Annotated in this window: 23 protein-coding genes and 2 pseudogenes; 21 read left to right on the forward strand and 4 right to left on the reverse strand. The window is 64.3% G+C overall.

All coding sequences use genetic code 11. The annotated features are described in order from the left end of the window. Positions 1-993: 993 nt before the first annotated feature. From HAP41_RS10340 to HAP41_RS10355, 4 genes are all read right to left on the reverse strand, one after another. Positions 994-1,629, reverse strand: a complete 636-nt coding sequence (locus HAP41_RS10340) for a MarR family winged helix-turn-helix transcriptional regulator (RefSeq protein ID WP_166102782.1) — start codon at positions 1,627-1,629, stop codon at positions 994-996. 852 nt (positions 1,630-2,481) lie between these two features. Beyond that, positions 2,482-3,807, reverse strand: a complete 1,326-nt coding sequence (gene fliI / locus HAP41_RS10345) for a flagellar protein export ATPase FliI (protein WP_063981292.1) — start codon at positions 3,805-3,807, stop codon at positions 2,482-2,484. A gap of 36 nt (positions 3,808-3,843) precedes the next feature. Next, positions 3,844-4,572, reverse strand: a complete 729-nt coding sequence (flgF, locus tag HAP41_RS10350; RefSeq protein WP_166102780.1) for a flagellar basal-body rod protein FlgF — start codon at positions 4,570-4,572, stop codon at positions 3,844-3,846. 3 nt (positions 4,573-4,575) lie between these two features. Beyond that, a complete protein-coding gene (locus tag HAP41_RS10355) occupies positions 4,576-5,376 on the reverse strand; it encodes a DUF1217 domain-containing protein (protein WP_166102776.1) in 801 nt (266 codons plus the stop codon). Positions 5,377-5,518: 142 nt separating this feature from the next. Here HAP41_RS10355 and motA point away from each other — a divergent pair. The 21 genes and pseudogenes from motA (at position 5,519) to HAP41_RS10460 (ending at position 22,818) form a co-directional block, all read left to right on the forward strand. Beyond that, positions 5,519-6,414, forward strand: a pseudogene (gene motA / locus HAP41_RS10360) (flagellar motor stator protein MotA). After that, complete coding sequence (locus HAP41_RS10365) at positions 6,411-7,352, forward strand: flagellar motor switch protein FliM (protein ID WP_028153460.1); 942 nt, start codon at positions 6,411-6,413, stop codon at positions 7,350-7,352. Before motA ends, HAP41_RS10365 begins: the two are co-directional and overlap by 4 nt. Beyond that, positions 7,333-7,647, forward strand: a complete 315-nt coding sequence (locus HAP41_RS10370; RefSeq protein ID WP_063981296.1) for a hypothetical protein — start codon at positions 7,333-7,335, stop codon at positions 7,645-7,647. The genes HAP41_RS10365 and HAP41_RS10370 overlap by 20 nt, the downstream gene beginning before the upstream one ends. 76 nt (positions 7,648-7,723) lie before the next feature. After that, a complete protein-coding gene (fliN, locus tag HAP41_RS10375; protein WP_014492655.1) occupies positions 7,724-8,098 on the forward strand; it encodes a flagellar motor switch protein FliN in 375 nt (124 codons plus the stop codon). A 2-nt stretch (positions 8,099-8,100) separates the two neighbouring features. Then, positions 8,101-9,141 (forward strand): flagellar motor switch protein FliG, encoded by a 1,041-nt coding sequence (locus tag HAP41_RS10380; RefSeq protein WP_014492656.1) that lies wholly within the window; start codon positions 8,101-8,103, stop codon positions 9,139-9,141. A gap of 13 nt (positions 9,142-9,154) precedes the next feature. Continuing rightward, positions 9,155-10,240, forward strand: a complete 1,086-nt coding sequence (gene flhB, locus HAP41_RS10385) for a flagellar biosynthesis protein FlhB (protein ID WP_039153365.1) — start codon at positions 9,155-9,157, stop codon at positions 10,238-10,240. A gap of 85 nt (positions 10,241-10,325) precedes the next feature. Next, positions 10,326-10,706, forward strand: a complete 381-nt coding sequence (gene flgB / locus HAP41_RS10390) for a flagellar basal body rod protein FlgB (protein WP_014492658.1) — start codon at positions 10,326-10,328, stop codon at positions 10,704-10,706. Positions 10,707-10,717: 11 nt separating this feature from the next. Continuing rightward, on the forward strand, positions 10,718-11,134 hold the full coding sequence (gene flgC / locus HAP41_RS10395) for a flagellar basal body rod protein FlgC (RefSeq protein WP_014492659.1): 417 nt from the start codon (positions 10,718-10,720) through the stop codon (positions 11,132-11,134). A gap of 2 nt (positions 11,135-11,136) precedes the next feature. Further along, positions 11,137-11,466, forward strand: a complete 330-nt coding sequence (fliE, locus tag HAP41_RS10400; RefSeq protein ID WP_014492660.1) for a flagellar hook-basal body complex protein FliE — start codon at positions 11,137-11,139, stop codon at positions 11,464-11,466. A gap of 17 nt (positions 11,467-11,483) precedes the next feature. Continuing rightward, on the forward strand, positions 11,484-12,272 hold the full coding sequence (flgG, locus tag HAP41_RS10405; protein WP_063981298.1) for a flagellar basal-body rod protein FlgG: 789 nt from the start codon (positions 11,484-11,486) through the stop codon (positions 12,270-12,272). Positions 12,273-12,307: 35 nt separating this feature from the next. Continuing rightward, on the forward strand, positions 12,308-12,763 hold the full coding sequence (gene flgA, locus HAP41_RS10410; RefSeq protein WP_063986113.1) for a flagellar basal body P-ring formation chaperone FlgA: 456 nt from the start codon (positions 12,308-12,310) through the stop codon (positions 12,761-12,763). Beyond that, positions 12,760-13,890: a flagellar basal body P-ring protein FlgI gene (flgI, locus tag HAP41_RS10415; protein WP_135216095.1), complete on the forward strand. Its 1,131-nt coding sequence runs from the start codon at positions 12,760-12,762 to the stop codon at positions 13,888-13,890. The genes flgA and flgI overlap by 4 nt, the downstream gene beginning before the upstream one ends. Positions 13,891-13,957: 67 nt before the next feature. After that, positions 13,958-14,728, forward strand: coding sequence for a MotE family protein (locus HAP41_RS10420; protein ID WP_166102756.1), 771 nt, complete (start codon positions 13,958-13,960; stop codon positions 14,726-14,728). After that, on the forward strand, positions 14,729-15,424 hold the full coding sequence (gene flgH / locus HAP41_RS10425; protein WP_028153467.1) for a flagellar basal body L-ring protein FlgH: 696 nt from the start codon (positions 14,729-14,731) through the stop codon (positions 15,422-15,424). Positions 15,425-15,466: 42 nt separating this feature from the next. After that, complete coding sequence (locus tag HAP41_RS10430; RefSeq protein WP_014492666.1) at positions 15,467-15,910, forward strand: flagellar basal body-associated FliL family protein; 444 nt, start codon at positions 15,467-15,469, stop codon at positions 15,908-15,910. Beyond that, positions 15,907-16,647, forward strand: coding sequence for a flagellar type III secretion system pore protein FliP (fliP, locus tag HAP41_RS10435; protein ID WP_071909955.1), 741 nt, complete (start codon positions 15,907-15,909; stop codon positions 16,645-16,647). The genes HAP41_RS10430 and fliP overlap by 4 nt, the downstream gene beginning before the upstream one ends. Before the next feature lie 261 nt (positions 16,648-16,908). Then, positions 16,909-17,814, forward strand: a complete 906-nt coding sequence (locus tag HAP41_RS10440) for a flagellin N-terminal helical domain-containing protein (protein ID WP_071909957.1) — start codon at positions 16,909-16,911, stop codon at positions 17,812-17,814. 268 nt (positions 17,815-18,082) lie between these two features. Further along, positions 18,083-19,001: pseudogene (locus HAP41_RS10445) on the forward strand (flagellin N-terminal helical domain-containing protein). A gap of 273 nt (positions 19,002-19,274) precedes the next feature. Further along, a complete protein-coding gene (locus tag HAP41_RS10450) occupies positions 19,275-20,183 on the forward strand; it encodes a flagellin N-terminal helical domain-containing protein (protein ID WP_166102753.1) in 909 nt (302 codons plus the stop codon). Positions 20,184-20,491: 308 nt separating this feature from the next. After that, entirely contained in the window at positions 20,492-22,120 is a 1,629-nt protein-coding gene (fliF, locus tag HAP41_RS10455; RefSeq protein ID WP_063981305.1) for a flagellar basal-body MS-ring/collar protein FliF, read from the forward strand. Beyond that, the gene (locus HAP41_RS10460) at positions 22,117-22,818 is read left to right on the forward strand and encodes a hypothetical protein (protein WP_135216099.1); all 702 of its coding nucleotides are present in this window, start codon (positions 22,117-22,119) and stop codon (positions 22,816-22,818) included. Before fliF ends, HAP41_RS10460 begins: the two co-directional genes overlap by 4 nt. The last annotated feature ends 5 nt before the right edge of the window (positions 22,819-22,823 follow it).

The following is a 22,823-nucleotide window of genomic DNA, read 5'->3' on the forward strand; positions in this document are numbered from 1 at the left end:
CCCATCTCGGCTCACCAAGAGGGGCGATCTTGTGTCGTCACTGTCGCGAGCCGGGTTGCGGTGGACGCGGCAGCGTTGGGCGCGAGAAGTGCGGGTAGGGCGGATTGCTCTCCGTGAGCCCAAGACTTCGTGCCGGATGAGCGGCGCTGTCAGGTTCGTCTCGTCTGTAAGTTTCCGGCTCCGTCGACAGGGCTGGAAAAACTGCGGCGAAATGGCGGGCCGTGCGTACGGCAAAACCGTGTGGTCCTGGCCGTCGTTGCTACGGTCAAGTGCTTTGCGAATGCGGCAGTCGCGTCAACCGGCGCGGTGTCGGTGACTTTCGCAAGCGTGAGGGAGACCAGAAGGAACTCGGCTCCCGGGAGAGCACGGCATAAGCCGTCCAACCATCGCGCAGGGAAGGCCGAGTGATTGGCACCACCTGTATGCTGCTGTGCGGTTTCCTTGCGCACCATCTTCGCGCAGCGGACCGCGGGTGCGAGGTCAGCACCCGGCCTTCCCTGCGCCCTCTTGGCTTCGAGGGTGGAGAGATCAAGCAAAGCTCGGGCGAACATGCCGCGAGGACGCGAAGGTGTGTCTGCGACCAGGCACTCGCTGTCGTCGCCCGGCTTGACCGGGCGATCCAGCATTCCAGAGACGGCTGTGATTGAGCCGAGAGGCCGCGGCGTACTGGATTCCCCGCTTGCCGCCTACGCTAAAGCTTCGGCGGCCCTGGACCTCAGCCCCGGCGAAGCCTTGGCGTAGCCGGGTCGCGGGGAATGACAGGGGGACTTGGAGGACGACGCCGATGTCTCATACTTCGTCATTGCTTTGCTGCGCTCGTAACGACGTGGAGGCAGCGTGCGCCACTATGCCCCCGTGCTTGGTCAGCGCATCCGGGAGACCGGAGGAAACGAGCGTGTTTCAAAGAACGATCCCGCTGAGAAACTTTACGCAAGCGCCGGCGATCGCATCCGCCCGAAACTTGCGCGTTCCATCACGTCGCGAACTCCCGCCTCATCCCTGGCTCGCCATGCGCGCGCGGTCGAGATGCCCCTCGATCTTCGGACGGTCGCGGGTGCGCTCGAAGCTGGTGCAGAGGAGCTCGGTCTCCTCGAGGGAAACCGGGGCGCGGTACAGCCGGCACATGAATTCGGCACTCGCGCGTCCCTTGCCCGTGCCGGGACTGCGTTCGGCGAGAAACATGCAGTCGCGGCAGATGCTGGCATCGAGCCGCTGATGGGCCGCGTCGAGGTGATTGAGGATCTCGCGCAGCGAGTCGCGCAGCCTGATGCATTCGTCGGTGCCGAGAGACGTGACCGCGTTCACCACGTCATTGATCGGGTCGTGCTGGCTCAGGCATTTCTCGCCTTGCGCGGTGACGTGCAGAACGACGGACCGCTTGTCCTCGTGCGACGGCTTTCGCACCAGGAAGGACTTGGCTTCCAGCGTCTTCACGATCTGCGATGCCGTGGCGCGGGTCGCGCCGATGAAGCCGGCCAGCGCGGACGGTGTGCGCGAGAATCTGTTGGCGCGGTGGAGAAAGCGCAACGCCATCCATTCCCGGTCGCGCAACCCGTGCTGATTGCCTTCGAAATACCAGGCTCTGGCCGCCTGAACCAGCAGCTCGACGGCCTCGCGTGCCAACGGCATAAATTCCTACCTTGCCCCGGATATCACGTCTGCGGCGCCCCGGAGCCGCCTTCCGTCGTTGCGTACCAGTCCTTCGCGAGAAGCCGTACCAACCACAATCGACACATACGCAGGCGCAGGGCCCGCCTCTCGCGCGAAAGCACGGACCGTTCTGCCGCCGATCTCGACAGATGGACCCTGCGAGATACGGCGCGAGAAGCTGTGTCGATGATGGTGTGCCAATCGTGGCGTCGTCGAACGAAAGCCCGAGTTGCCGTCACAGCCGGACGATGGATCGGTATTGTTCAACCGTAGCCCCTGAAGTTCAAGTCACACGCAGACGTTTCTTGTATTCCATCGAAACGATGAATGAGCTTCTCAACAAAATCAAGTAGAGACGCTCCTGAAGACTGGCTGTCGCTCGAAGCGATTGTAACGTTCAAGACAATCTCGTTCGTCAGGACACATCATGGTGATCGCAATACGCAGTGTAACAAGCTACTTGCACGCAAATGTGCGACGGTTTGATTGCACGCCTGCTGCTGTTCGCCGTTGATGCAAATTGATGGAAGCTTGTGCATGACGGTGACGCGCAGCGGCGCGTCATCCACAACTTGTGCGATCCGTCACAGAATCGGCAATGGAACTCGTAGGGATTGCACGCAGCGGTTGTTGTGATAATGACAGCGAGACGGGTTCGCCGGATCGCTTTCGCCTCGGCGGCGCGATCTCCACCGAACGGCCGATGCTAGCGCGCGACGGAAAGCGGCAGTCGGCGACGGGTGCGCATGCGCCGGAGGCGCAGCGGTATGCGTGATCGACTGTCGCGATAATGAGCAGGTCGACGACGACGGGCGCGCCGGCCGCGCCCGTCTAGTCGCCCTTGAGCATGTCTCGCAGCTCGCGGAATGGATCGGCGCTCGGCCCTGCCGAGGCGTCCTGCCGCATGGCGCTGTAGATCTTCGGGACCATGTCGACGGCCTGGTCGAGACCCGAATCACGCCCCGTCTGATATCCGCCCATCAGGCGAAGATCGCGCGTGTCCTCGTATTTGGCGATCATGGTGCGCAGCTTGCTCACCAATTCGCGCTCCTCGGGGTCCCAGACGTTGTGGGCGAGGCGGGAGACCGAGGCCAGAACGTCGACGGCGGGATAGCGCGCCTGGTCGGCAATGTGCCTCGAGAGCACGATGTGGCCGTCGAGGGTGCTGCGGATGGTGTCGGCGATCGGCTCGTTGTGATCGTCGCCGTCGACCAGCACGGAGAAAATGCCGGTAATCGTCCCGGATCCCTCCTCGCCGGGGCCGGCGCGCTCCAGCAGGCGGGGCAGGTCGGTGAAGACCGTCGGTGCGTAACCGCGTGCGACCGCAGGCTCGCCGGCGGCGAGGGCGACCTCGCGGGCGGCATGGGCAAAACGGGTGATCGAATCGACCACCAGCAGGACCGATTCGCCCCGGTCGCGGAAATATTCGGCGACCGCCATGGCGGTCTTCGGTGCCAGCCGCCGCATCATCGGGCTTTCATCTCCCGTCGATACGATGGTGATGGCGCGGCTGCGGTTGGCGCCGAGCACGTCCTCGATGAATTCGCGCACCTCGCGGCCGCGTTCGCCGACGAGCGCCAGCACGACGGTGTCAAAGCCCTGGCTGCGGGCCAGCATCGCCAGCAGCGTCGATTTGCCGACACCGGAGCCGGCAAAGATGCCGACGCGCTGGCCGGCGCAGATTGGGGCGAACAGGTCGATGACGCGCACGCCGGTGTGCAGCGGCTTGTGGACGCGCGCCCGCTTCATGGCCGCCGGCGCCTCGGCTTCCGCCGAGACGGTGCGCGATCCCGGGGTGAGGGGACCTTGTCCGTCGAGCGGCGCGCCGAGCGCGTTGATGACGCGGCCCTTCCAGCTCGGATCGGGCGCGAAGGACAGTGGCGGCATCCGGTAAGCAACCGAGCCGAGGCCGCCGGCGAACTGCCGGTCGAACGGCTTGGCGATGATGCCCTCGCTGTCGATCCGCACCACCTCGCCGATCTGGGGCTTGCCGCCGGAGTTGACGCCGATCAATTCACCAAGCCTGACGAAGCGCGACAGGCCGGAGACGCGGAAATGCGTCGGAGCGATCTCGGAGATCGCGCCGCTGACGCTGGCCAGGGGAGTGCTCTGCTGAAGCTCCAGCAGCGCCCACTCGAGTTGCCGAAGAGCGTTCAAGGAAACCGTCCACCCTCAATGCGCATGCAGCGCAGTCTATTTGCCCGGCTCGCCCAGCGTCCGGATTGCGTTCTGGAGCGAGCTCTCGGTGCCCTCGATCATCGAATTGGTGCCGTCGAAGGCGCGCGAAGCCGCGATCAGCTTCGTCAATTCCATCATCGGATTGGCGCCGGAGCCCTCGACATAGCCCTGCTTGAAGCCGTCGCGGGAGAAATCGGCGATGGCGGTCGCGGGCCGGTCCGGCGTGACGCCGGAATTGCCGTAGCGCTCGAGACTGGCATCGGCGGGAATGTTGAACAGGCCGATGGAGCCGATCTCGTTGTTGTCCTGGGTGATCGCGCCGCTGCGGGCGATCGCGATCGGTCCGCCGTTCGGGTCGAGCGTGATCTGCGCGCCGCCGGCATCGATCACGGGGAAGCCGGACACGGTCTGAAGATCGCCGTTGGGGGCGATCTGGAGGCGGCCGTCGCGCGTATAGACCGTGCCGTTCGGGCCGGCGAAGGCGATCCAGCCCTGTCCGACCACGGCGACGTCGAGGGGGTTGCCGCTCTCGGTGATGCTGCCAATCTCGCGCGAGATGATGTTGTCGCCGGGCGAGGAGAAGGCGACCGGGTTCGCGCCGGCCTTCGACAGCACGGTCTCGAACTTCACGACGTCGGTGCGGAATGCCGCCGTGTTGACGTTGGCGACGTTGTTGGCGATCGTCTGGAGGCGCTTTTCGAGGGCGACCTGCGCCGACAATCCCACATAGAGGGCCGATTGCATGACTTACTTTCCGAACCGGATGGACTGAAGCTTCGTGAGCATGTCGGTATCCAGGCCGGCCATCGACGACGCGCCGCCGATCAGGACCAGCGCGGAGTTGGTCGAGTTGCCATTGTTGATGTCGTTCTGGGCCTGGGTCGCATCCCACATCGCGGCGAAGCGCTGCACGAACTTGGTGACCTTGGCCGGGTCCTGGAAATCGGTGAGGTCGATCTTGCTCGTGATCAACTTGGCCTGGGCGTCGATGTCTGCCGCGCTGATGGTCGACGGCAGTCCGAGCGCGGTCTGGACCACCTGCGTCATCGCCTTGTCGGCGAGGATCTGGTAGGAGGTGCTGATGGTGGAGGCCTTGCGGGTGAAATAGAGCGCCAGCCGCAGACCCTCGTTCTGGTCGCCGGCCTTCTCCTCCATCGTCTGCGTGACGTATTGGGTCGCCGTACCGGTGGTGGCGGCGGCGGTCTGGGTCGCTTTGTCGCCGAGGGCGGCGAAATTGAAGGCGGCGGCGAATTGCCGGTAGCGGGTGTCGGTCAGCTTGTTGGCGAAGCTCTTGGAGTCGGAGACGCCCTCGGTCAGCACCTTGCGCATGAACGCCTTGGCATAGGTCATGTCGCTGAGACCAAAGGCCTTCATCGCGTAGGAGTAGAGGCGATAGTCCTTCAGGAAGTCGTCGATCGTCTTCACATTGCCGATATGGCTGAGAAAATAATCGGTGTCGCGGCTGACGTCCGGCTGGGCCGCGACCTGCGTCAGCGATTTGCCCATGTCCTTGGTCAGTCTGGTGTAGTTCGCGATCGTGGATAGCATGGCACGCGCCCCTCTGGCCGCCGTTGCGACTTCGTCTCAAGCTGCCGCCAATTGCTTGCGCGGGGCTGGCGACCACGAAGCCAGCCTCGCGCAAGCGTCGCCGACTAGATATTCCCGATGGGATCGGCGATGGAGTGGCGCGTTGCTCAGTTTCGTGGGGATTTTCATCACGGTAGCGGCACTGCTCGGCGGATTTGCCGCCATGGGCGGGCATCTGGCCGTGCTCATGCAGCCGTGGGAATTCGTGATCATCCTGGGCACCGCGATCGGCACCTTCATCGTCGCCAATCCGTGGAAAACGGTCGTTGATACCGGCGTGCCTGCATGCAGGCCATCACCGGCGCGGTGCCGAGTGAGCGCTATTACCTCGATCTGCTCGGAGCGCTCCATGCCCTGATGCGGGAGCTGCGGGGCAAGGGCCGCAACGAGGTCGAGGCGCATATCGACGATCCCGCGTCCTCGGAGATCTTCAAGGCGTTCCCGAGCGTGCTCGGGGACCCGCCGTTGCTGCAGTTCATCTGCGACTATGTCCGCCTCATCATCATGGGCAATGCGCGCACGCACGAGATCGAAGCGCTGATGGACGAAGAGATCCACACCATCGTGAAGGCCAAGCTGGCGCCCTACAATTCGATGGTGGTCGTGTCCGAGGCGCTGCCGGCGCTCGGCATCGTCGCCGCCGTGCTCGGCGTCATCAAGGCCATGGGCGCGCTCGACCAGTCGCCGAAGCTCCTTGGCGGCTTCATCGGCGCGGCGCTCGTCGGCACCTTCGCCGGCATCTTCCTGTCCTACGGCGTCCTCTCGCCCTTCGCGATCAAGATCAAGATGACGCGAGAGAAGCGCTGCCGGCCCTATATCATCGTCAAGCAGACGCTGCTGGCGTTCATGAACAGCGCCATGCCGCAGATCGCCGTCGAGCACGGTCGCAAGATGATCGCGAGCGGCGAACGGCCGTCGATCGACGTGGTCGAGAACGAGACGATCGCGGGTCCCAAGGCCGTCGCGACCGAGGCTGAACCGAAGGCTGCCCGCGCATGATGACGGAAGACCTCGACGTCGATCAGCGGAAGCAGCTGCCGAACTACCTGCTGGACGCCGCCGGCATATCGATCGAGCGCATGCCGATGCTCAATGTGATCTTCGATCGCATGGCGGCATCGTGCACCGACAGCCTGCAGCCGATGGCGGGAACGCCGTGCTACTTCTCCGTCAACGGCATCACCAACGACCCGCTCGGCGACATCATCAAGGACTACGAGGGCAACGCGGTTGCCGCCGTGCTCTATGCCGAGCAGTGGGACTCGCGCGTCATCATCATGCTGGATCGCGACTTCGTGTTCACGATGGTCGAGGCGATGTTCGGCTCCGACGGCGCCGAACCGCCGCTCGACGTCGAACGCACCTTCTCGAACATCGAGATCCGGCTGGTCCAGGCACTGTTTGAGCGGTTCGCCAAGGCGCTGCAGGGCGCCTTCGCCGGCACCTCCAATGTCACCTTCCGTGTCGAGCGAGTCGAGACGGCGATGGCGTCGCTCGCGATTGGGCGCGCCAGCAATATGTCGATCTGCGCGAACATGATGGTGCAGGCGCTCTATCGCGGCGGCCAGATGTTCCTGATCATTCCGCACTCCGCGCTCAATCCGCTCAGGCAGAAGCTCGCCCACGTCGTCGTCAGCGACGGCCGCGCGGCTGATCCGCGCTGGCGCGAGCAGATGGAGAGCGAGGTTCACCGTACCGAAGTGACGCTGAGCGCGGTGCTCGACGAGAAGATGATTTCCCTCGAGGACGTCGTGCAATTCAAAGTGGGGCAGGTTCTGGAGCTCGAGGCCACGCCGCGCACGCTGGCCCGGCTCGAGAGCAACAACCAGGTGCTGTTCTGGTGTCAGATCGGCCAGCTCGATGGCTATTACGCCATGCAGGTGGCGGATCCCGTCGATCAGAAGCGGGAGTTCGTCGATGATATCCTATCTCGTTGATGCCGTGCTGCTGATCGCGCTGGCCTTCACCAGCATGAGGGTGACCCGGATGCACCGCGAATTGGCGCGGCTGCGCAGTTACCAGGGCGAGTTCTCGACCATCGTCCACGAGACGGCGGGCGCCTTCGACACGGTCATCACCGCCGCGCATGATTCCACCGCAAATCTCGGCCGGCTCGCCAATGTGCTGAGCACGAAGATAGATCAGGCCCACGAGGCGATCGCGGCGCTCGACGCGCGGAGCGGGCTCCAACCGGCCTCAACCGTGAGCGGCGCCGAGGCGAACAAGCATTGAATTCGGGACTTGAAGGACACGTGCGATCGGACCGTCGCGGCGCTCCGGGAGCGGAAATACCAAGAGGCGATACCAAATGGCGCAATCTTTCGAATATGAGTCTGCATCGGCATCGGGAGAGACCGATGCGTCTCCGCTGGAGCGGCTGGCGGAGATCGCCGCGCGCACGGCGGAGGAAACCGGCAAATTCGCCAATGTCGATGCCATCCTGCGCATTCCCGTCACGATGCAGGTGGTGCTGGGATCAGCGACCATTCCGGTCGCGAACCTGATGAAGCTCGGCCGCGGCGCGGTGGTTCCGCTCGATCACCGCGTCGGCGAGCCCGTCGACGTCGTGGTCAACGGCCGCGTCGTTGCCCGCGGCGAAGTGGTTGTCGTCGAAGAGGACAATTCCCGCTTCGGCGTCTCGCTCACCGAGATCGTCGGACCGCTGGGGCAGGGTGATACCTGATCATGGCGGCACAGGTCGGCGTCGCTCCTATCAAGCAGCGAGGCGTTGCCACGCTGGGCGGAACGGAAAAGGTCGCGGCACTCCTGCTGGCCATGGGCCGGCAGGCGGCCGCGAGCGTGCTCTCGCAGTTCGAGCCGCAGGATATCCGCATCGTCACCAAGGCCGCGGCCGAGCTGCGGCCGATCACCGCGCAGGAGCTCGAGTCGATCGTCGAGGAGTTCGCCCAGCAATTCTCGATGGGCGCCAACATTCTCGGCACCATCGGCGGTCTTGAAGCCGTGCTCGGCGACGTGCTGCCGGCCGACCAGGTCTCGGCAATCATGTCGGACCTGCTCGGCAATTCGAGCCGGTCGGTGTGGGACCGCGTCTCGTCGGTGTCGGAAAACTCGCTGGCGACATACCTCTCCAAGGAGCATCCGCAAACCGCGGCGCTGATCCTGTCCAAGGTCAAGCCGTCCTGCGCCGCCAAGGTAATGAGCCAGCTGCCGTCGAGCCTGCGCAACGAGCTGATGCGGCGCGTCCTCAGCCTCAAGCCGATCGTCGACGACGCCATGAAAGTCCTCGAGAAGACCTTGCACGAGGACCTGACACTCAATTTCGCCCGCAACCTCGGCGCCGACACCTACGCACGCGTCGCGGACATCATCAACAAGATGGAGCGCGGCCATATCGAGGACATGCTGAAGAGCTTGTCGGAGAAGCGCCCGAAGTCGGCCGAAGTTCTGAAGGAACTGCTGTTCACCTTCGACGACGTGGTCAATTTAACCCCGAAGGCGCGCACCATGATCTTCGACCAGGTGCCGACCGATCGCATCGTTATCGCGCTGAAGGGTACGGATAAGCATTTCCGCGAACTTATCCTGTCCTCGGTTGCCTCGCGCGTCCGCCGCGTCGTCGAGCACGAACTCGCCATCGGCGAGCCGTCGAACCAGCGCGACGTGCTGGAGGCGCGCCGCGTCATCACCGACCTTGCACTCGACCTGGCGGAAAAGGGCGAAATCGAGCTCAACCCCGAGCAGGAGGATGAGCTGGTCTTCCGCTGACCGCTGAACGGGCATGGCAGAAACATCCGATCAGGAGAGCAAGACAGAAGAGCCGACCGAGAAGAAAGTCCGCGATTCGCTCGAACAGGGCAAAATCCCGGTCTCTCGGGAGGCTTCTATCTTTGCCTCGATGGCCGCGCTGATGGTGATCCAGGCGTTCCTGATCGGCCAGGGCGTACAGCAATTGACGCCGACGCTGAAGAGCCTGCTCGACGATCCCGAAGGCTTCCCTCTCAGCAACGGCGCGGACGCGCGCAACCTGCTCACGGTGGTGGGCCTCGAGGCGTTGCGATTCCTGGTGCCGCTGGTCGTCACCCTGGCGGTGTTCGGCCTCGCCGCATCGTTGCTGCAGAATGCGCCGCGCCTGGTGCTGGAGCGCATCAAGCCGCAGCTGTCGCGAATCTCCCCGATCAGCGGCTGGAGCCGGCTGTTCGGAACGCAGGGCCTCGTCGAATTCGCCAAGTCGCTGTTCAAGCTCGTCTCGGTGACGGTCGTCGTCGTGTTCGTGCTGCGCTCGTCCGAAGCCAGGGCGTTCGAGGCGATGTACACGGATCCGGTCGCGCTGCCGGAGATGATTCTCAACATCGCGATGCGGATCGTGTCGGCGATCTGCATCGCCACCATCGTCCTGGTCGCGATCGATCTTGCCTGGGCGCGCTTCCACTGGCGGCGCGAGCTGCGCATGACCAAGCAGGAGATCAAGGACGAGCACAAGCAGGCGGAGGGCGATCCACTGATCAAGGCGCGCCTGCGCTCGCTGGCGCGCGACCGCTCGCGCCAACGCATGATCGCGTCCGCCTCGCGTGCGACGCTGGTGATCGCCAACCCGACGCACTTCGCGATCGCGCTGCGCTACAAGCGCGAGGAAAACGCAGCGCCCATGGTGGTCGCCAAGGGCATGGACGTGATCGCGCTCAAGATCCGCGAAGTCGCGGAGCAGAACCGGATCCCGGTGATCGAGAACAAGGCGCTGGCGCGCGCGCTCTATGAGGCGGTTCAGGTCGACCAGGTGATTCCGGCGGAATTCTTCCGGCCGGTCGCCGAGATCATCTACTTCCTGCAGTCCAAGCAGGCGCCGCGGACCGAGAAGGTCCAGTAGATTTCCGAGCATAGCGTCGGCTGCATCAGCCTGACGAAAGCTTGCGGCCCTAAACTTAATCTTAAGAAATCAGCATGGGGCCGTCGTGGGACCGCTTTATCTCTTCGAACTCGCATCGTCGCAGGCGCGGTACCTCGAGCTCCGCCAGTCGACCATCGCGACCAACGTCGCCAACGCCAATACGCCGGGCTTCAAGGCGCGCGACGTCGAGCCCTTCAACAAGGTGCTCGACGCCACGCCGGTCAGGCTCGCGACGACGTCGCCCTCGCACATGCAATTGTCCGCGGCCGAGACCGATACACGGAAGACCGCGAAGAAGGACAGCTGGGAAGTGGTTCACTCCGGCAACTCCGTCAGCCTCGAGCAGGAAATGATCAAGGGCAGCGACGTCAGTCGCGACTACTCGATGAACTCGGCAGTCGTGCGGTCGTTCCACCGCATGCTGCTGTCGAGCGCGAAGAGCTGAGGTGAATTGACATGCTGGACTCACTACAAGCGTCATTGACGGTCGCGAGCTCCGGGCTCGAAGCGCAGTCGACGCGCATGCGCATCGTTTCGGAAAACCTTGCCAACGCGACCTCGACGGGGCGCACGGCCGGCGCCGATCCGTATCAGCGCAAGACCATCACCTTCGATGCCGCCATGGACCGCGCCTCGGGCGCGCAGCTCGCGAAGGTCAAGGAGATCGGGGTCGACACCACGCCGTACCGCGTGGAGTACGAGCCGGGACATCCCGCCGCCGACAAGGCCGGTTACGTCAAGCTGCCGAACGTCAACATGATGATCGAGATGGCCGACATGCGGGAAGTCAACCGGTCCTATGAAGCCAATCTCCAGGTCGTGAAACAGGTGCGGTCGATGCTGGGCATGACCATCGACCTGCTGAGGAGCTGACAATGCTTGAGGCAATTTCATCCACCGCGATTTCCGCCGGGCAAGCGGCGAGCCGCGCGACCGAGACGCAGGCCATCGCGCCGGCGGCGCCGACCGCCATTCAGTCCACCGACGATGTCGGATTCGAATCGGTGATGAAGCAGGTGACGACGGACGCGATCGGGACGCTGAAGGCGGGCGAAGCGGCGTCGATCTCGGCGATGCAGGGCAAGGAATCGACCCGGAAGGTCGTGGAGGCGCTGATGTCGGCCGAGCAGGCCTTGCAGACCGCGGTCGCGGTTCGCGACAAGGTCGTGCAGGCCTACCAAGAAGTCGTCCGGATGTCGATTTGATCTGAGGGAATGAAACTGTGAAATCGCTCGCCATTGCGGCCACGGGCATGAACGCCCAGCAGACCAACATCGAAGTCATCGCGAACAACATCGCCAACATCAACTCGACGTCGTACAAGCGTGCGCGCGCGGAATTCACCGATCTGTTCTACCAGATGGACCGCATGCAGGGCGTCGCGAACGTCAATGGCTCCTCGCCGATCCCGGAAGGCTCCAATCTCGGCCTCGGCGTCAAGTCGACTGCCATCCGCAAGCTGCACATCCAGGGCGCGCTCACGCAGACCGGCAATCCCTACGACCTCGCGATCAACGGCCGCGGCTGGTTTCAGGTGCTCGGCCCGAACAACGAGGTGCAATACACGCGCGCCGGCTCGTTCAGCCCCAACGCCAACGGCCAGCTCGTCACCACCGACGGCTATCTGCTGGATCCCGCAATCACGATACCGCAGGGAACGGTTCAGGTCGTCGTCAACCAGACCGGACAGGTGTTTGCCAAGCTGGATACGGAAGTGAACCCGCGGCAGATCGGCCAGCTCAACCTCGCCAATTTCGCCAACGAAGCGGGTCTCGAGCCGCTCGGCAGCAACCTCTATCGCGAGACCACGGCGTCCGGCACGCCGGTCGTCGGGCTGCCGGGCGATTCCGGATACGGCAAGATCAACCAGCAATATCTCGAAGCCTCGAACGTCGACCCGGTCAAGGAAATCACCGAGTTGATCTCGGCGCAGCGCGCCTACGAAATGAACGCCAAGGTCATCCAGGCCTCGGATGAAATGGCCCAGACGGTCTCGAAGGGCATGCGCTAGTTCCGGTGTTCTCGATGTCGAACAGGGTGGACTTGATGGTGCGCGGGTTGGCCGCCGTGCTGCTGGTTCTCGTCTCGGCGCGCCTCGCCGCGGCCGAGGAGAAGCGGCTTCCCGTGCCGGCCGTGTCGATCCGCGCCGGCGAGCTGATCCGGGACGACATGATCACGGAACGCGCCTTCGCGCCGAATGTGCTCGGCGTTGCCATGTTCATCGAAGGACGCCAGATCCTGGTCGGACGCATGGCACGGCGCGCGCTGCTGCCGGGCCAGCCGATTCCGACCAATTCGGTGGAGGATCCCTGGACGATTGCCCGCGGCGCCATGGTCAAGGTCGTGGTGGAAGACAGCGGCCTGTCGATCGTCACTTACGGCGCGGCGATGCAATCGGGCGCGACCGGCGCGCTCATTCCGGTGCGAAATACCGACACCGGCGTGATCATCAGGGGCGTCGTCCAGCCGGACGGCACCGTCAAGGTCGTGGATGGATCATGACCAGATTCCTGCTTGCGCTCGTCCTGCTCGTTTCCGCCGCCAGCGCCCAGGCGGCCGTCCGCATCAAGGACATCGCGGACATCAAGGGATTGCGCGAAAACCAGATCGTCGGTTACGGCCTCGTCATCGGCCTGAACGGCACCGGCGACACGCTCCGCAACGCTCCGTTCACGGAGCAGTCCCTGCAATCGATGCTCGAGAACATGGGCATCAACGTCAGGAACGAGACCACGAGCACCAACAATCCCCCGCGTCCGACGACGCTGCGCACACGCAACGTCGCAGCCGTCATGGTGACGGCGGATTTGGCGCCCTCGATCGGGGCGGGCGAGCGCATGGACGTGACCGTATCGTCGCTCGGCGATGCGACCTCGCTGCTCGGCGGCACGCTGGTGATGACGTCGCTGCGGGCGGCGGACGGCGCGGTCTATGCGGTGGCGCAAGGCGCGGTCACGGTCGCCGGTTATAGTGTGGGAGGGCAGGCACAGAACGTCAGCCAGGGCACGCCGACGGCGGGTCGCATCCCGAACGGTGCGCTGGTCGAGCGCGAGGTGCAGGGAAGCCTCCACGAGATGGAGTTCCTGGTGCTGGAGCTCAAGAACCCTGATTTCGTCACCGCGACACGCATTCTCGACGCCATCAACGGTTACGCCGGTGGCCGCTACCGCGCGCAGATCGCCTTCGAGCGCGACTACCGCACCATCGTGCTGTCGAAGCCGCGCCATATCGGCCCCGTTCGCTTCCTCGCTGAAATCGGCGAGTTGACGGTCGAGCCGGACACGCCGGCGCGAGTGGTGATCAACGAGCGGACCGGCACGGTGGTGATCGGGCGCGACGTGCGCATATCGACCGTCGCCGTGACGCATGGCAACCTGACGGTTCGTGTCACCGAGCTTCCCGTGGTGTCGCAGCCGGCGCCGTTCTCGCGAGGGCAGACGGTGGTCGTTCCCCAGACCGTGGTCGAGGCCAACGAGGCCGGATCGCAGGTGGCGATCCTAAGCGGCGTCGACCTCCAGCGCCTGGTGCGCGGGCTGAACCAGATCGGCCTGAAGCCGTCGGGCATCATCGCGATCCTTCAGGCGATCAAAACGGCCGGCGCACTCCAGGCCGACGTCATCGTGCAATGATGCACAAGCGTCGTGCAAGCTTGGTCGCTCAATGCTCAGGTCTCGACCGAGAATCGCACGCGGCCCGATGCTGAAGCTGGATCACAAAGCCAAACTCCTCCTCCTGGTCGCGGCCTGCGCGTTCGGATGCGCTTCGCCCGTTCTGGCGCTGGATGAGGCCAAGCCGTCGAAGCCGCTCAACCTGTTGTCGTTCGCGCGTGCCCGCGCGGCCGGACCGCAGAAGCCGTATCCGGCGGCCTCGTCGATACCGGGCGACAATGCGTCGTTCCGGGCGACGGCGTGGGCCGCCGAAGATTCCGGACCCGCAATCACGGGGGCCGTGCCGGCTGCCGAGAAGCCTGCGCCGGCGCCCGCAGTCGCGCCCGTGCGCCCGGCCAAGCCGGGCAGCGTCACGGCGCCGCCGAAGCCCGCACCGGCACAGGCTGCGGTACCTGCGGACAATGAGGTCGCCCTGTTCTGCAGCAATGTCGCCGACCCCGCCGTCGATGCGCGGCTGGCCTGGCAGCTCAGGGAGCTGGAGAAGGCCGAGACCCAGCTCCGGGAGCGGATCGCCGAGGTCGAGGCCAAGCGCGCCGAATACGAGAAGTGGATGGCGCTGCGTGACGACTTCCTGAAAAAGGCCGAAGCCAGCGTCGTCGAGATCTATTCGCGCATGAAGCCGGATGCCGCGGCGACCCAGATCGCCGGGATGGCGGACGAGACCGCCGCCGCCGTGCTTGCAAAACTCAGTCCGAGGAGCTCGAGCGCGATCTTCATCGAGATGGAGACGGCACGCGCGGCGCACCTTGCTGATCTGCTCGGCGGAATGCGTCGCGTGGATGACGGAAAGACCAAATAGATGAAGAATCTGATCCTCATCCTGCCGCTCCTGATGCTGACCGGGTGCATCGGCGATCCCGCGGAAGTGCTGACCGGTCCGCGACTGTCGCCGGTCGGCACCGGCCTGAGGACACAGGCCGATCCGATTCCGGTGACGCCCCGCATGCGTACGCCCGTCAGCTATCGCTCGACCTGGGACGACGGCACGGATCTCTACCGCGATCCCCGTGCCCGGCGCACCGGCGACGTTGTGACCGTCATCATCTCGATGCAGGACAAGGCCAAGCTCGACAACAAGACCGATCGTTCGCGCGATTCGCAAATCAAGTTCGGGCTGGATTGGCTGATGGACGTCGCCGGATGGCAGGACAAGGGCTCGACCAGCGCCAATCTGAACACCAACACCCAGATCAAGGGGAACGGTCAGATCGATCGTACCGAAGACATCAAGCTGTCGATTGCCGCCATCGTCACCGACGTGTTGCCCAACGGCAATATGATGATCAGCGGCTCGCAGGAGTTCAAGGTCAATACCGAGATGCGCGTGCTCAACGTCGGCGGCATCGTGCGTCCGCGCGATATCTCGCGCACCAACACGATCTCCTACGAGAAGATCGCCGAGGCACGCGTGGCCTATGGCGGTCGCGGAAATCTGTCTGACGTGCAGCAGCCTGGATGGGGACATCGGATCTATGACGCCGTGGCACCATTCTGAGAATCGCGCCGACCGCGCCGCGCCGCGAGGGCAGGGGACGTGATGCGCCTGATTGCGGCCATTGTGGTGCTGACCCTGATCGCGATCGGTGCGGGCGCGGTTGCAGGCCTGCATCTGTTCGCGGCCGCGGAGCGCGTCGCCGACGCAAAGAAGACCGCCACGCCGCCGCCCCTTGCCACGAGCTACGCCGGCAGCGCACGGCTGAGAAAGCTGTCCCCGATCGTGACCAATCTCGCCGCGCCGGCCAACAACTGGGCCCGTGTCGAAGCCTCCATGGTGACCGATAGCATGAGCGACGAGGATGCCGGCATCCTGGCCGCCCATATCAGCGAGGACATCGTGACCTATCTGCGGTCGGCATCGGTTGGCCAGTTCGAGGGATCGCGCGGGCTTCAGCATCTGCGCGACGACCTGACAGAGCGCGCCAATATCCGCTCGTCGGGCAAGATCCGCGAATTGATCATTGAGACCTTGGTGATTCAGTGAGAGTGAGAGTCCTGCTGCTCGCGTTGGTTCTGGTCGTGCTGCCCGAGGTGGCGCTGGCCCAGATTCCGGACCTCAACTCGCTGCTGCCGCCGGGCAACGGCTCGACCAGCGGCCGCATCATCCAGTTGATGGCGGTGATCACGGTGATGTCGGTGGCGCCGGGGCTGCTGATCATGGTGACGAGCTTCACGCGATTTGCGGTGGCGCTGTCGTTCCTGCGCTCCGGTCTCGGCCTTCAGACCACGCCGGCCAATCTGGTGCTGATCAGCCTCGCACTGTTCATGACCTTCTACGTGATGGCGCCGACCTTCGACCGTGCCTGGGAAACCGGCGTCCAGCCGCTGATGAAGAACGAGATCTCGGAGGAGGAAGCCTATCTGAAGATCACCGATCCGTTCCGCGAGTTCATGCTGGCCCATGTCCGCGACAAGGATCTCCAGACCTTCGAGGCACTCGCCGCGGAGAGCTTTCGCAAGAAGTTCGACGACAAGCGCATCGACATGCGCGTCATCATTCCGGCCTTCATGATCTCCGAGCTCAGGCGCTCGTTCGAGATCGGATTCCTCATCATCCTGCCGTTCCTCGTCATCGACATGATCGTGGCGACGCTGACCATGTCGATGGGCATGATGATGATGCCGCCGACGATCATCGCGCTGCCGTTCAAGATGCTGTTCTTCGTGTTGATCGACGGCTGGAACCTGCTGGCCTCCGGACTGGTGCGGTCGTTCTCGTAGCGACCGCGATCGCCGGCCGGTTATGGTTAGCGAAAAGTGCCGGTCTATGGTTAGCAGAGGGTAATGTTAACTATATGATATTACAGCGAAATTCAAGCCGATCTTAATCTCGGCGCAAGATTCGACGTGCTAGCAATGCGGCACGGCGGGTTGGACCCCACCCACATCAGTCCAAAGGCATGATGCCGTCCCTCCGTACCGGTGAAAGCCCGGTATGTCCCCTCGTGAAAATGTAACGCGTACATCAAAGGGACATTCGCAATGTCAAGCCTGCTTACGAACTCGACCGCCATGACCGCGCTCCAGACCCTGCGGTCTGTCAGCTCGCAACTCTCCACCACGCAGAACCGGATCTCGACCGGCCAGCGCGTGGCCACCGCCTCCGACAACGCCGCCTACTGGTCGATCGCGACGTCGATGCGCGCCGACAACGCCGCGCTCTCCGCCGTCTCCGACTCGCTCGGTCTGTCGGCTGCGACGGTCGACACCGAATATACCGCTCTGACCACGGTTATCGGCAACAAGGACTCCGGCCTGACCAAGCTGCAGGCGCTGCTGGTCGAAGCCAAGACCGCTGGTATCGACCGCACCAAGATCCAGGCGGACGTCACCCAGATCCAGCAGCAGATGAAGGCGACAGCCAATGCGGCGACCTTCAACGGCGTGAACTGGCTGAGCACGACCGCCACTACCCCGGCGACCGTGAACCTGGTGTCGTCGTTCTCCCGCGTCGGCAGCACGCCGACCACGGGCTCGATCACCCTGACCACCGCCAACTACTCGCTCTACACCGCGACCCAGGGCGGCTTCCTGGACAAGGTGAGCGGCGCGGCGTCGATCGACACGCTCAGCATCGCGGCGCTGACCGACTCCGCGGCTGACCAGACCACGCTCGATGGCTACATCGCGCAGGTCACGGCCGGGATCAACTCGGTGGCCTCGGCCGCCGCCGACCTCGGCGCCGTCAAGACCCGTATCTCGACCAACACGGACTTCGTGAAGTCGCTGATGGACTCGGTTGATCGCGGTATCGGCCAGCTCGTCGACGCCGACATGAACCAGGAGTCCACCCGCCTGGCGGCCCTCCAGGTCCAGCAGCAGCTCGGCGTGCAGGCGCTCTCGATCGCCAACAACAGCAGCCAGAGCATCCTGTCGCTGTTCCGCTGAGCCTTAGACCATCTGGGGAGGGCCGCGCTTCTCGCGAAGCGCGGCCCTTTCGTTTGGTGTGTTGCCGCGCGCACGCCGCAAATTCGGCTGCCCTGTTGCAGTCCGGGCACAGAGCCACAAGCCTCGCACAAGCTTCGCGCGCTATCGTCGCCGCTACGACAGGTTGGGCCTGCTTTTTCGCCGCCCAAAGGCATGACGCCGCCCTGTCGTACCGGTGCAAGCCCGGTATGTCCCCAAAAACAGTTCAATCTTCAAAGGGACATCAAAAATGGGTTCAAGTCTGCTCACCAACTCGTCTGCAATGACTGCGCTGCAGACCCTCCGCAATGTCAGCTCGCAGCTCGCAGCTCGCGACCACGCAGAACCGGATCTCGACCGGCCAGCGCGTGGCCACTGCTTCCGACAACGCCGCCTACTGGTCGATCGCGACGTCGATGCGCGCCGACAACGCCGCGCTCTCCGCCGTCTCCGACTCGCTCGGTCTGTCGGCTGCGACCGTCGACACCGAATACACCGCTCTGACCGCGGTTGTCGGCGACAAGACCGGCGGTCTGACCAAGCTGCAGGCGCTGCTGGTCGAAGCCAAGACCGCCGGTATCGACCGCACCAAGATCCAGGCCGACATCACCCAGATCCAGCAGCAGATGAAGGGTACCGCCGCGGCGGCGACCTTCAACGGCGTGAACTGGCTGAGCACGACCGCGACCACGCCGGCGACCTTCAACCTGGTGTCGTCGTTCTCGCGCGTCGGCGGCACGCCGACGATCGGATCCATCAGCCTGACGATTGCCAACTACTCGCTCTATACCGCGACCCAGGGCGGCATCCTGGACAAGGTGAGCGGCGCTGCATCGATCGACACGATCAGCATCGCGGCGCTGACCGACTCGACGGCTGACATGACCACGCTCGATGGCTACATCGCGCAGGTCACGGCCGGGATCAACTCGGTGGCCTCGGCCGCCGCCGACCTCGGCGCCGTCAAGAACCGCATCTCGACCAACACGGAATTCGTCAAGACCCTGATGGACTCGGTGGACCGCGGTGTTGGTCAGCTCGTCGACGCCGACATGAATGCGGAATCGACCCGCCTTCAGGCCCTGCAGACCCAGCAGCAGCTCGGCGTTCAGGCGCTCTCGATCGCCAACCAGAACAGCCAGAGCATCCTGTCGCTGTTGCGCGGCTAAGCCTCAAAACCATCCGGGAAGGCCGCGCTTCTCGCGAAGCGCGGCCTTTTCATTTGGCGTACGCTCGTCACGCGTCGTGACCTCCTGGCTCACCGTGTTGCGGTCCAGCCACGTCGCCACAAGCCTCGCACAAACTTCGCGCGCTATCGTCGCCGCTACGACAGGTTGGGCCCGCTCTTCGGCCGCCCAAAGGCATGATGCCGCCCCGCCGTACCGGTGCAAGCCCGGTATGTCCCCAAAATCAATTCAATCCGTTTCAAAGGGACGTCAAGAATGGCCTCGAGCCTGCTTACCAACTCCGCTGCAATGACCGCGCTCCAGACCCTCCGGAGCGTCAGCTCGCAGCTCGCGACCACGCAGAACCGGATCTCGACCGGCCAGCGCGTGGCCACCGCTTCCGACAACGCCGCCTACTGGTCGATCGCGACGTCGATGCGCGCCGACAACGCCGCGCTCTCCGCCGTGTCCGACTCGCTCGGTCTGTCGGTTGCGACCGTCGACACCGAATACACCGCTCTGACCGCGGTTGTCGGCGACAAGACCGGTGGCCTGACCAAGCTGCAGGCGCTGCTGGTCGAAGCCAAGACCGCTGGTATCGACCGCACCAAGATCCAGGCCGACATCACCCAGATCCAGCAGCAGATGAAGGGTACCGCCGATGCGGCAACCTTCAACGGCGTGAACTGGCTGAGCACGACCGCCGCCACTCCGGCGACCTTCAACCTGGTGTCGTCGTTCTCGCGCGTCGGCGGCACGCCGACGATCGGGTCCATCACCCTGACGATCGCCAACTACTCGCTCTATACCGCGACCCAGACCGGTATCCTGGACAAGGTGAGCGGCCCGGCGTCGGTCAACACGATCAACATCTCCGCGCTGACCGACTCGACGGCTGACCAGACCACGCTCGATGGGTACATCACGCAGCTCACCACTGCGATCAACTCGGTGTCCTCGGCCGCCGCCGACCTCGGCGCCGTCAAGAACCGCATCTCGACCAACACGGAGTTCGTCAAGACCCTGATGGACTCGGTGGATCGCGGTGTCGGTCAGCTCGTCGACGCCGACATGAATGCGGAATCGACCCGCCTGCAGGCCCTTCAGACCCAGCAGCAGCTCGGCGTTCAGGCGCTCTCGATCGCCAACCAGAACAGCCAGAGCATCCTGTCGCTGTTCAAGTAAGCTTCGGCTTTGGAAACAACCGTGCTCCCCCGGGAGCACGGTCCCTGCCATGACCGGCGGGTGTGGCGGCACAAGATGTGCCCGTAATGGAAGTTCTTCCGACGCCAGACGTCATGCAACACGCCGCAGCCGATTGCGCTGCCATGCGCCCGTGCGCCTGCTTGTTGCTGCTGAGTTGATCGCGTCGTCCAGGATTCTTGTAAAATTGCAACGCCTCGCCCGCGAACCGACACATTCGTCTCCTTGCGCAACCTTCAGACAAGGTTGGCAGCGGAGTGTCCCATACGTTCGCATTGGTACGAGGTCACATGCTGCTCAGTCGTGCGCAGGTACAGCAACTGCTCAACAATCTGCTGGAGCTTGGGCCGCGACGCCTGATGGCCTTGGGACTGATCGGCTTTGCCGTTCTCGTCACCGTCGTCGGCGGCGCCTATTATCTGAGCCGGCCTGAGTTCGAAACGCTCTATACAGGCCTGAATCGCGAAGACGTGACGCGCATCGGCGCCGCGCTGCGCGAGCAGAATATCACATTCGACGTCAATACGGCCGGCGACGCCATCTCGGTGCGCCCGAGCCAGACCATGCAGGCGCGGATGCTGCTTGCCGAGAAGGGGCTGCCGACCAGCGCCAATTCCGGCTACGAGCTGTTCGACAAGATCGGCTCGCTCGGTCTGACCTCGTTCATGCAGGAAGTCACCAAGCTGCGGGCGCTGGAAGGCGAGATCGCGCGCACCGTGCAGTTGATGAAGGGCGTCAAGGCGGCGCGGGTGCATATCGTGATGCCGGTGCGCGGCTCGTTCCGGGCGACGCAGCAGCCGCCGTCGGCGTCGGTCGTGCTGCGCACCGACGGCGCGATCGAGGCGCGCACGGCGCAGTCGATCCGCCACCTCGTCGCGGCGGCCATTCCCGGCATGAGCCGCGACAAGGTGACGGTGCTGGATGCCGACGGTTCGATGCTGCTGGCCGAAGAGGACGAGGCCAGCGCGGCCCCGACCAAGATGGCGAGCCTCCAGAAGACGGTCGGCGGAATGGTGCAGGAGAACATCCGCAAGGCGTTGACGCCATATCTCGGCCTGGACAATTTCGAGGTGAGCGTCGCGCCGCAGCTCTCCACCGATAAGCGGCAGACCAACGAGACGGTCTACGACCCGGAGAGCCGCGCCGAGCGTTCGGTCCGGAACGTGCGCGAGAAGGAATCGTCGCAGAATGCGGACCGTTCGACGCCGACCACGGTGCAGCAGAACTTGCCCGACCAGCAGGTGAATTCCGGCGGCACAAAGAATTCCAGCGAGGACAAGACCCGCCGCGAGGACGTCACCAATTTCGAGGTGTCGTCCAAGACAACGACGACGGTGAGCGACGGCTATTTGGTCAAGAAACTCTTCATCGCGGTGCTGGTCAACCGCGCGCGGCTCGTCGCCGATCTCGGCGACAAGAGCAACCAGGCGATCGTCGACAGCAAGCTCGCCGAGATCAGCCAGCTCGCGGCGACGGCAGGCGGACTGGACAAGCAGCGCGGCGACCAGATCCAGGTCACGGCCGTCGACTTCATCGAAGGCTCGCGCGAACTGGCGCCGGTGCCGCCGATCAGCTTCGTCGAGATGATCAACAAGCAGCTCGGCAGCGTCATCAATGCGGTCACCATCCTGGCCGTTGCCTCGATGCTGGTCTGGTTCGGCCTTCGCCCCGCGGTCAACGGCATTCTGACGCATCGCGCAGCGCAGGAGCAGACCGAGGCGGCCGAGGCCGCCGAGCTTGAAGCTGCCACGGCGCTTGCATTGGCCGACAGTCAGGACCCCGAGCTCAACCTCGTCGAGGATCTCGAAGGCAAGATGCAGCGGACGCCGCAGAAGCGGCTGGAGCAGATCGTCCGGCTCGATCAGATGCAGGCGGCAGCAATCCTTAAAGACTGGATGCGACGCGAGGAGGCAGCATGAACGCGGCTATCGGAAAACTCCTGACGCAGTTCGACGCGAATGGGCGGGCCAAGTCTCCGCCGCCGCCTCCGCCCCCCAAGATCCAGGATGTGCTGACAAGGCCGATGGAGGTGCGGCGCGAGCCTCAGCCTCAGCCGCCGCGTCAGGTCCAATCGCAGCCGCCGCTTCAATCGCCGCTTCCGGCGCCCGAGGCGGAAGCTCCGTCGGCCAATCTTCTCGAAGATGCCTATCGTCGCGGTCACGCCGCCGGTGTCGCGGAAGGCGATGCCAGGGTTGCCGAGGAGCGCGTTCGCAGCGCGATCCGGCTCGGCGAGGAGCGGGCCAAATGGTCCGACCAGCAGGCGGCCACGATCGTGGGCGGCTTCGAGACGGCCTGCCGCGAGATCGAAACCAACATCGCAAGCTCGGTTGCGCGGATATTGCTGCCTTTCCTCGCCGACGCCGTCCGTGACAAGGCGATCGGATCGCTGGTCGAGCAGATCGCAGCGCTGACCGGCAATTCGCCGGTGCCGGTGTTCAAGATCACCGGCCCGGGCGAATTGCTCGATCTGGTGCGCTCGCAGCTCCAGACGGCCCGGCGAACCGGGATTGAATACGAAGCCGCCGAGACTTTCGAGGTCCGCGTCGTCGCAGACCAGACCGTGATCGAGACGCAGATTGCGGCGTGGAGCGAACGTCTGAACGAGGCGCGCCGGTAGTCCGC

Source organism: Bradyrhizobium barranii subsp. apii (assembly GCF_011516635.5).
In the GTDB taxonomy this organism is placed as follows: domain Bacteria; phylum Pseudomonadota; class Alphaproteobacteria; order Rhizobiales; family Xanthobacteraceae; genus Bradyrhizobium; species Bradyrhizobium barranii.